The sequence below is a fragment of the Chitinimonas violaceus genome, from assembly GCF_052601015.1.
Genome location: NZ_JBQXDJ010000101.1, coordinates 1 through 9,220, shown reverse-complemented (window position 1 = coordinate 9,220; position 9,220 = coordinate 1). Strand labels below are relative to the sequence as shown.

At 54.2% G+C, this 9,220-nt stretch carries 9 protein-coding genes; 7 read left to right on the top strand and 2 right to left on the bottom strand.

Annotated elements, in window-relative coordinates; genetic code table 11:
* Nucleotides 1-346: 346 nt before the first annotated feature.
* The 5 genes from ACUHMQ_RS19320 to ACUHMQ_RS19300 all read left to right on the top strand — a co-directional run bounded on the left by ACUHMQ_RS19320 (nt 347) and on the right by ACUHMQ_RS19300 (nt 5,768).
* Nucleotides 347-1,606 carry a NupC/NupG family nucleoside CNT transporter gene (locus tag ACUHMQ_RS19320; RefSeq protein ID WP_445297092.1) on the top strand — a complete coding sequence of 420 codons (1,260 nt, stop codon included), beginning with the start codon at nt 347-349 and terminating at the stop codon, nt 1,604-1,606.
* Nucleotides 1,607-1,702: 96 nt separating this feature from the next.
* Nucleotides 1,703-2,485, top strand: a complete 783-nt coding sequence (deoC, locus tag ACUHMQ_RS19315) for a deoxyribose-phosphate aldolase (RefSeq protein WP_445297091.1) — start codon at nt 1,703-1,705, stop codon at nt 2,483-2,485.
* Nucleotides 2,486-2,616: 131 nt separating this feature from the next.
* A complete protein-coding gene (gene deoA / locus ACUHMQ_RS19310; RefSeq protein ID WP_445297090.1) occupies nt 2,617-3,936 on the top strand; it encodes a thymidine phosphorylase in 1,320 nt (439 codons plus the stop codon).
* Nucleotides 3,937-4,028: 92 nt separating this feature from the next.
* Nucleotides 4,029-5,273, top strand: a complete 1,245-nt coding sequence (locus ACUHMQ_RS19305) for a phosphopentomutase (protein ID WP_445297089.1) — start codon at nt 4,029-4,031, stop codon at nt 5,271-5,273.
* A gap of 93 nt (nt 5,274-5,366) precedes the next feature.
* A complete protein-coding gene (locus ACUHMQ_RS19300; protein WP_445297088.1) occupies nt 5,367-5,768 on the top strand; it encodes a cytidine deaminase in 402 nt (133 codons plus the stop codon).
* 570 nt (nt 5,769-6,338) lie between these two features.
* Here the strand turns inward: ACUHMQ_RS19300 and ACUHMQ_RS19295 are convergent.
* Nucleotides 6,339-7,325, bottom strand: coding sequence for a catalase family peroxidase (locus ACUHMQ_RS19295; RefSeq protein ID WP_445297087.1), 987 nt, complete (start codon nt 7,323-7,325; stop codon nt 6,339-6,341).
* A gap of 109 nt (nt 7,326-7,434) precedes the next feature.
* On the opposite strand from ACUHMQ_RS19295, the gene ACUHMQ_RS19290 reads away from it, so the two are divergent.
* Both ACUHMQ_RS19290 and ACUHMQ_RS19285 read left to right on the top strand, forming a co-directional pair.
* On the top strand, nt 7,435-8,016 hold the full coding sequence (locus tag ACUHMQ_RS19290; RefSeq protein ID WP_445297086.1) for a sigma-70 family RNA polymerase sigma factor: 582 nt from the start codon (nt 7,435-7,437) through the stop codon (nt 8,014-8,016).
* Nucleotides 7,977-8,249, top strand: a complete 273-nt coding sequence (locus ACUHMQ_RS19285) for a zf-HC2 domain-containing protein (RefSeq protein ID WP_445297085.1) — start codon at nt 7,977-7,979, stop codon at nt 8,247-8,249. Before ACUHMQ_RS19290 ends, ACUHMQ_RS19285 begins: the two co-directional genes overlap by 40 nt.
* On the opposite strand, the gene ACUHMQ_RS19280 is transcribed toward ACUHMQ_RS19285, so the two are convergent.
* Nucleotides 8,246-9,052, bottom strand: a complete 807-nt coding sequence (locus tag ACUHMQ_RS19280; RefSeq protein WP_445297093.1) for an NAD(P)H-dependent flavin oxidoreductase — start codon at nt 9,050-9,052, stop codon at nt 8,246-8,248. The two genes, ACUHMQ_RS19285 and ACUHMQ_RS19280, sit on opposite strands and share 4 nt — an antisense overlap.
* Nucleotides 9,053-9,220 lie beyond the last annotated feature (168 nt).

Sequence of the window (9,220 nt, the reverse complement as noted above, 5' to 3'; positions counted from 1 at the left end):
ACTATGTTGTATCGCGCGACGGGTTGCCGGTGTCGTTGTGGCGCTTCCATGTAGAACCTGTCCCATAGCTCATCCTTTCGTAGCTGGCTAAAGATTAGACCAGCATACTGTGGGACTAAACATCTAAAACCTGGTTAAAAAAAAAGCAGCCACCTACACCCAAAGCCGCAGCAGCGATACAACCAGCCTAATTTCTCCTTACCGTCAAGCAGCTGATTTCACCAAGCGCTCACTCAAATGTCGTATCGACAGCTATACTCGCGCCCCTGAAAACAAGCAAATCGGTTGTTACTGAATTTGCGCAACCTGCTCCACAATCAAACCGCCGGGGAGACGGCTTTTAATCATGGATATCGCCCGTAGCATGCTGGGGGTAGCAGTACTGTTGCTGCTCGCTTTTGTGATTTCGAATAATCGAAAGGCCATTCGGCCACGTACTGTTTTTGCTGCCTTGGCGGCTCAGTTCGCCATTGGTGCTTTGATTTTGTTTGTGCCTTTGGGTAAAGATGCGTTGTCAGGTGCGGCCAGTGCCGTCAACCATGTCCTCGAATATGGCAATCATGGCATCGGCTTTCTGTTTGGTGGGCTGGTCGATGGCAAGATGTTTGAAATGTTTGGCGACAAGGGCTTCATCTTCGGTCTGCGTGTATTGCCAATGATAATCTTCGTCACGGCTTTCATTTCAGTGCTGTATTACATGGGCGTCATGCGTTGGATCGTTACCATTCTGGGTACGATTTTCCAGAAGTTGCTGGGCGTGAGCCGTATCGAATCTTTTTCTGCCGTCACCACCATCTTCTTGGGGCAAAGCGAAATGCCTGCCGTGGTCAAACCCTTCACCAAACAACTGAGCGGGCCGGAACTGTTTGCGGTGATGTCGAGCGGCATGGCGGCAGTAGCTGGCTCGGTGTTGGCTGGCTACGCGGGCCTTGGCGTCAAGATGGAATATCTGATTGCTGCGTCTTTCATGGCGGTGCCCGGTGGCCTGCTGTTTGCCAAGATCATCTGCCCGACGATCGAACCCAGTAAAGTCGTCATCGACCACGTGAATTTCGATGAGACCAAGCCTGCCAATGCCATCGAAGCCGCTGCTTCTGGTGCTGCAGTGGGACTGAAGATCGCCCTTAACGTAGGTGCGATGCTGATTGCCTTCATTGGCTTGATCGCGGTGCTCAATGGCGTCGTTGGCGGCATCATGGGTTGGTTCGGGCACCCGGATATGAATCTTGAAGTATTGATGGGCCATGTGTTTGCCCCTGTCGCATGGTTGATTGGCGTTCCATGGGAGCAAGCCGCCATTGCCGGTAACTTCCTTGGCCAGAAGATGATCCTGAACGAGTTCGTTGCCTATGTAAGCTTGTCACCTTATCTACATGGCGCTGCCGGTTTGACAGCACTTGACCCGCGTACGCTGGCTATTCTGTCGTTCGCACTGTGTGGTTTTGCCAACTTCTCGTCGATCGCCATCCTGACTGGTGGATTCAGCGTGGTTGCACCGGAGCGCCGCTCGGAAGTTGCGCGTTATGGTTTGCGTGTTGTTGCCGCGGGTACTTTGTCCAACCTGATGAGCGCCACAATTGCCGGCCTGTTCCTGACGATGCAATGATTGCTTATTGATAGCCGAGCACCACCCAAGTTCCCTGCACTTGGAACCCGTTCATGATCCACTATGAACGGGTTTTGTGGCATCTAAAGGACTGTTATGACTGAATTGACTCAAAACCAACTGGCAGAAGCCGCGCTGCGCGCCCTGCATTTGATGGATCTCACTTCGCTGAATGACAGCGACACCGAAGCATCGGTCCAGGCATTGGCGCGATCAGCCAACACGCCGGTTGGCACACCTGCTGCGTTGTGTGTTTATCCACGTTTGCTGAGTGCAACCAAGGCCGCCTTGGCTACAAACGGCCTGACCTTACCGGTAGCCGTAGTCACCAACTTTCCGGCTGGACAACCCGTACCAGAACAGGCCGCAGCTGAAACTGCTGCTGCCGTCGCCCTTGGTGCTGATGAGGTCGATGTCGTATTCCCCTATCAGGCATTGATGGCTGGTGATGCCGAAGTGGGTCATCGCCTCGTGGCCCAATGTCGTGACGCTGTAGGTAGTAAATTATTGAAGGTCATTATCGAAAGCGGCGAGTTGAAAGACCCTGCGCTCATTCGCCAAGCCAGCGATATCTCAATTGAGGCTGGTGCGCACTTCATCAAAACCTCCACTGGCAAAGTACCGGTAAACGCCACACTGGATGCTGCCGAAATCATGCTGCAGGCCATTCGGCAAAGTGGAAAACCTGTCGGCTTCAAGGCTGCAGGAGGTGTGCGCAGCGCTGCCGATGCCGCCGCCTATCTCGCCCTGGCTGACCGTATCATGGGTTTGGGCTGGGTAAGCCCAGCCACTTTCCGGTTCGGTGCATCAAGCCTGCTAGGCAGCTTGCTGAGCACGCTGGGGCACGCGCCCAATAACCAAACCGCTGCCAGTTATTAATCACCTGTTCACGACCTTACTGCGCAGCAATGATCTGGGCTGCTACCCATAAGGCTTTGAACAGGACTAGACAGCCAAACCGTGGTTGCAACCAGCACCACGTGCAATCGAATAAGCAAGGAGAACCACTCATGTTCCTGCCACAGGAAATCGTCCGTAAGAAACGTGACCGTCACGCCCTGACCGATGCTGAGATCGCCGCTTTCGTGCAAGGCATCACCCAGGGGCAGGTGACCGACAGCCAGATCTCTGCGTTAGCGATGGCGGTGTATTTCAACGACATGACCATCCCTGAACGTGTCGCCATGACAAAAGCCATGCGTGACTCCGGCCAAGTGCTGGAATGGCGTTCGTTGAACCTGCCCGGCCCCGTGGTGGACAAGCACTCCACCGGCGGCGTGGGTGACCTGACCTCCCTATTGCTTGGCCCCATGGTTGCAGCCTGTGGCGGCTATGTACCGATGATTTCGGGTCGAGGCCTGGGCCATACCGGTGGCACGCTCGATAAGTTCAACGCCATTCCGGGCTATAACACCGCACCCGATATTGATACCTTACGCCGGGTAGTTCGTGAAATCGGTGTCGCCATTATCGGACAGACCGCCCAGTTGGCCCCTGCCGATAAGCGCATCTATGCCGTGCGTGATGTCACCGCTACGGTGGAATCCGTCGCGATGATCACCGCCTCTATTCTGTCCAAGAAACTTTCCGCCGGGCTTGATGCACTGGTGATGGACGTCAAGGTCGGTTCCGGCGCATTCATGCCAACGTACGATAAATCGGTCGAGCTGGCGGAAAGCATTGTCAGCGTAGGCAATGGCGCTGGCATGAAAACTGCTGCGCTGCTCACCGACATGAACCAATCTCTAGCCCCATGCGCGGGTAATGCAATCGAAGTCCGCTGCGCCATCGACTACCTCACCGGCAAATCCCGACCTGCCCGTTTACACGAAGTCACCATGGCGCTTGCCGCACGCATGTTGCTGGTCGGCGGTTTGGCCAAAGACGACGCAGAAGCTCATCAAAAACTTCAGGCATCGTTGGATTCCGGCGCAGCAGCAGAACGCTTTGCCCGAATGGTAACTGGCCTGGGTGGCCCGGCTGACCTGCTGGAAGCGCCAGATCGTTACCTGGAAGCCGCGCCTGTGATCGTACCAATCAAAGTGCCAACCGCAGGTTATGTCAGCACTGTGGATTGCCGTGCACTTGGCCTTGTCGTGGTCAGCCTCGGCGGTGGTCGTTACCGGCCGGAAGACAATATCGATTACGCAGTGGGCTTGTCGGAACTCGCAGAGCTGGGCCAACGCGTCGAAGCCGGACAGACACTTGCTGTGGTTCATGCCAGAAGCGAAGCCGCAGCCCAGGCTGCCGTTGCCTCGGTACAGGCTGCTTACCAGCTGGCTGCGGAAGCCCCGCAGTTGCCGTCGGTTGTTTACCGCGACATCAGCTGAGAACCAGGCTGTAATCCAATTGCAGCCTGTCACTACAAGGGGAAGTTCGCAGTAAATTGCAGTACACCCCTTTGCCAATACATGGAGTCACCATGCGCGTCATCTTCCTGATCATGGATTCGCTCGGCATTGGCGCTACGCCAGATGCTGTCAAGTTTGGCGATGTCGGCGCCAATACACTTGGCCACATTGCTCAATGGTGTGCTGAGGGAAAAGCCGATGTCGGCCGGCAAGGCAATTTGAAGATTCCCCATCTGGAACGACTGGGCATGGGCTTGGCATGCGAGCTGGCATCGGGCAGTCTGCCTGCAGGCCTGTCGGCCAAACCCGACTTGATCGGTGCCTATGCCGCTGCACGTGAACAATCATCAGGTAAAGACACGCCATCGGGCCACTGGGAATTGGCTGGTGTTCCAGTCCTGTTCGATTGGGGCTATTTCGACAAGCCAACCAATACCTTCCCACCTGAATTGCTGGAAAACCTGGTCCGACGCGCCAATCTGCCAGGTTATCTGGGTAATTGCCATGCTTCCGGCACCACTATTCTGGAAGAGCTGGGCGAAGAACACATGACCAGTGGCAAGCCGATTTTCTATACCTCGGCCGACTCGGTGTTTCAGATCGCCTGCCATGAAGAAACCTTTGGTCTGGAACGCCTCTACGCACTTTGCGAAATAGCGCGTGAAGAAGTCGATCGCTACAACATCTGCCGTGTCATCGCCCGCCCGTTCCTCGGGCAGGATGCAAAGCGCTTCAAACGCACTGGTAACCGGCATGATCTGGCTGTTCCACCACCCGCACCTACCGTACTGAAAAAGCTGGCCGATAACAGTGGCCACGTGCTGTCGATCGGCAAGATTGCTGACATCTACGCCAATGTCGGTATCACAAAAGCCGTCAAGGCAACCGGGCTTAATGCACTGTGGGATACAACGCTCACTGCCATCTGCGATATGCCAGACAACAGCATCGTCATGACCAACTTTGTCGACTTTGACCAGAGTTATGGTCATCGGCGCGATGTGGCGGGTTATGCGGCCGGGCTGGAGTACTTCGATACCCGCTTGCCAGAATGCTTAGCTGCACTGCGGGACGACGATGTATTGGTGATTTCTGCTGACCACGGCTGCGATCCCACATGGCCTGGGTCCGACCATACCCGCGAACACGTCCCTGTTCTGCTGTACGGTCGCTGCGTTACCGCCGGTAGCCTTGGTGTGCGCGAAAGCTTTGCCGATGTCGGACAGAGTTTCGCCAACTGGTTTGGGCTAACCCCATTCGAAGATGGCCAAGCCATGTTGGTTCGTACTGATGATGGATTGTTATCTGCACCCTAAGCAGCCGACTACAGCATCGTAAACGCTGGTTGGGCTGCGTGTTTGTTTACCTGCGCCTGACCATTTTATTGATATTTATTTATGGATAGACCTATGGACCATCAACAGCTGATTCAAGAAGCCTCCAATGCCCGTCAAAAAGCTTATGCACCTTATTCGCGGTTTCTAGTGGGCGCAGCGGTACTCACCAAAGATGGCAAGATCTTCCATGGCTGTAATGTCGAAAACGCATCGTATGGTCTGTGTAACTGTGCTGAGCGTACTGCGCTATTCAGCGCCATCGCCGCAGGTTACCGCCCTGGCGATTTCGCCAAGATAGCGGTGATGGCGAATACCGATGGCCCTGTTGCACCCTGCGGTGCATGCCGCCAAGTGATGATCGAACTGGGTACTCCGGATATGGAGGTCATCCTGTCCAATCTGAAGCAGCATGTGGATATCACTACCGTGGGTGATCTGCTGCCTAAGGCGTTCTACCTCGACCCGAATTCATAGAACCTATTCACGATCTTATTGCGCATCCGGTAAAGGATACTTTCAACGGTCATTCGTAGATCCTGCCTTTGGTCAATGGCGTGCTAAAGCAGAGTTTCTTCCCGCTTCGGCCAAAGCTAATCACTGAGCATCATTCGGGGCATAGCAAACCCACAGAATTATTGGTGTAGGAATTTCATTCCTACAGGTTTGCTGCTCTTCTTCGAGACTCTGAATTCGTAACGTCAACAGGCCCTGGTTTTACACGCAAGCTCGTATCGCTATCCACCTAGCTTGTTGTCAATTGCTACAACAACACTTAAGTTCACTGATCTCTTGTCGCCTGTTAGGTTGGGGCCTTCAATGACAATTTCCTCTACTGGTACGCCTGCACATCTAAGTACTTTTTCTAGATCGCTAGTCCAACGGTCGAGGGCTTCGAAGATGACTCTGTTCATGATTGATACCATTCTTTCTGACTAAGTAGGACGCTGATGCTTCACTATGCCGTTGGCTGCCCGTAGCAAATCTTGAACAGGTACTTAAACAACTGTTTCCATGTGTTCAGTACTCATCACGGGCTAGCGGGGTTTACTTAGGATCACTCAGGCGACGGCCCAAGGAAATCGCATAAGATGGTGCGCGCACCGGCAAAGTTGGGTCAGCGCTGGGCAGAATGCCTGTAGGTAAGGTTGTGGGAATAAAGGTTGTACTGTCACAAGCCTGGGCGGTTTGTGCTTTGATGCGGATATTTCCCACCAGTACTTCCTTGCGCGTTGCAGGCCAGACCTCAGTCGGGTCAATCAAGTTGTCTCCCTCCTGGGCAAGCATTGCATACAACCGGAATTCGACAGGCCCGCTTGCCAACCGGTTAGTCAACTCGTCCACCAAAAACGTTTTACTGCGTGCTGCAGCTTCTTCATCACTCAGCCCCTGGCTGCCAGCCACGGGCTCCGCGCGCCAACGAATCGGTGTTTTCTTGTGCGCTCTGTTTTCCAGATAAAAAGTACTCACAGCCCAATAAGGTATGGTTGCGTAACTGGCAGGAACCGGTTGGCCGGCAATATATTTGGATTGCCGCAGGGTATGTGGATTTGCTGCATTGAATGCATCCAGCTTCTCTTTGACCGGTTTACCGGTTGCAGGGTCTGGTTTGCGTACAGCCATGAACGCTACAAATTCGCTGGGCGTGCGGGCAAAAAACATCGGCGTTGAGATCATCAAGAGATCATGCTGTTCTCCACCGGTGATATCGAACCTAAGCGCAAGTCCCCGTAAATTACGAGCATTGTCCGGTGCGTTCGGATTACCGCCGCCAATTGAAAAGCGACCTATCAAAGGGGTAACAACATTGGTTTGCAGATGTTTGGCCGAAGACAATTTGGCGCCAGCACCGCTAGCGATAAACTCCCCACTGACACAGAACCCCTTGGCATGGGACGCACGCATATGGGCATGACGGCCGAACACACCATTCAACGCATCGACCAAAGCTGCCGGGCTGGGTTCTTCTGCCAGTGCAACACCCGTAAAAAGGCTGGTAAGCGCACCAAGGGCTATCGTGGACTTGGATTTCATTGTGAACTTTCCTTTAAGTTATGAAGCAGATTTGCGATTCATCGAACACCTACATGTGTAAAGACGATGCAGACCTCCAAAGCGTTACAACCTAGGAAAGAATCAGTCGATGCCGCAAACGACCTATGACGCTGTAAGCCGTGCTGCATACCCATTGTTATACAAGCTGGCGCGCATGCAGTTACGTGATGATCATATGGCGCGCGACGTAGTACAGGAAACCCTGCTGACCGGCCTGGAGAAATGGTCCAGCCTACGGGACCACGATGCTGCGCATGGATGGTTGGTGCAGATCTTGCGCAATAAGATTATTGACCACTTTCGCCTGCAGCGCCGCCAAAGCCCATTGTCTGCCGAGGAAGTGATTGCAGAGCTGCAAGCCAGTGAAAACCTGCTTGCCCTCAGTTTTGATGAAGCAGGGAGTTGGTCGGGAGAGATGAAAAGTTGGCCCAATCCACTGGATGCAGTAATAGACCAACAAGCCCTGGCCACGTTACGTACGTGCTGTGAACGGCTACCAACAAATATGGCCAGCGTGTTTCTTCAGCGTGAGTACCTGGGTTTTTCCAGCGACGAAATCTGTCAGCTGTGTAGCCTGACTACCGGCAATGTCCGGGTAATATTGCATCGTGCCCGGTTGGCTTTACGCGCATGCATGGACCAGCACTTTTCACTGACGGGAGATCAATAGTGAGCGAGTCAAACAAAGTAGATCCATCCGATCTGCAGGCCGGTGGCATCAACTGCCTTCAAAGTAGCGAACTCCTAAGCCAATCGCGTGATGAGCCCCTATCTGCCGAGCAGATGGCCCAATTGCAAACCCACGTCACCCATTGCCCCCACTGCCGGCATGCCAGCCAGCAATTCGCGCAAATGTTCACGCTGCTGGAAGCGATGTTGCATACGAAATCCACACCCGACTAATTCGGCAGTCCCGCTTTTATACGCGCAGCATCCGCCACGATACGTTCAAACAGATCTGCTACCGAAGGCAAATCGTGCACCAGTCCTTGGGCCTGGCCGATCAGTTGTGCCCCTTCGTTATGGTCTCCCTGCTGGATTGCAAGACGAATGGATTCGGTGGCAGCTCCAAAATGCGCCAGCTGCTTGATCGCCGCAGGCTTAGCAATTGCCCCTGCCAGTATCTTGCTGAATGAGATGCCCACCTTCCTGGCAGACAACAATGCGCGCGGCACAGCTTCAAAAAGGGTGATTGCGCGGGCTGACTTACGCCGGGCCGTCGGGGTATCCATCATCCGGCAGGGAATGCCATCGAATTTCGCGTTGTAGATGGTTTCGCTTACTCCCTTGGTGATAATCATGCCTTTGGTTGCTGCATGAACCGGGCTATCGAGCGTGGCTGCCAAGCGCGTACCCATTGCCACCGCATCGGCGCCCAAGGCGAGTGCCGCCACCAGACCACGGCCATCGGCAAAACCACCTGCAGCGACAATGGGAAGACTCACCGCATCACGAATGGCAGGAATCAATGTCAGCGAAGTGACGGCACCACCATGCGCTGCCGCTTCGTGTCCTGTGACCAGGAGTGCATCCACTCCAATTTTCTCCGCAGCGCGGGCGTGTTTCTCTGTGGTGACAGTGGCGATCACCTTACCGCCATACTGGTGCGCTGCAGTCACTATCCAGTCCCCTTTGCCGAGCGAGAAATTAATCACGGGGACCTTCTCTTCCAACGCCACCTTGGCATTCTCGGCAGCACCTGGCATCAACAACGTCACCCCTATGCCAAAAGGTTTATCGCTTAATTCGTAAATGCCCGGAGGCCAGCATCTATCGCCGTCGCTGGACAGTGTCCAAGCTGATTGACTCCTTATTATCGGAGTTCAGTCATGCTTGCAGTCCCCCAGCGCGCTTTTGTTGCCAACCAGCCCGTC

Bases quoted from the DNA above. Each gene is read 5' to 3' on its own strand.
- ACUHMQ_RS19320 (WP_445297092.1), top strand. From the start codon at position 347: ATGGATATCGCCCGTAGCATGCTGGGGGTAGCAGTACTGTTGCTGCTC.
- deoC (WP_445297091.1), top strand. From the start codon at position 1,703: ATGACTGAATTGACTCAAAACCAACTGGCAGAAGCCGCGCTGCGCGCC.
- deoA (WP_445297090.1), top strand. From the start codon at position 2,617: ATGTTCCTGCCACAGGAAATCGTCCGTAAGAAACGTGACCGTCACGCC.
- ACUHMQ_RS19305 (WP_445297089.1), top strand. From the start codon at position 4,029: ATGCGCGTCATCTTCCTGATCATGGATTCGCTCGGCATTGGCGCTACG.
- ACUHMQ_RS19300 (WP_445297088.1), top strand. From the start codon at position 5,367: ATGGACCATCAACAGCTGATTCAAGAAGCCTCCAATGCCCGTCAAAAA.
- ACUHMQ_RS19295 (WP_445297087.1), bottom strand. From the start codon at position 7,325: ATGAAATCCAAGTCCACGATAGCCCTTGGTGCGCTTACCAGCCTTTTT.
- ACUHMQ_RS19290 (WP_445297086.1), top strand. From the start codon at position 7,435: ATGCCGCAAACGACCTATGACGCTGTAAGCCGTGCTGCATACCCATTG.
- ACUHMQ_RS19285 (WP_445297085.1), top strand. From the start codon at position 7,977: ATGCATGGACCAGCACTTTTCACTGACGGGAGATCAATAGTGAGCGAG.
- ACUHMQ_RS19280 (WP_445297093.1), bottom strand. From the start codon at position 9,052: ATGCCAGGTGCTGCCGAGAATGCCAAGGTGGCGTTGGAAGAGAAGGTC.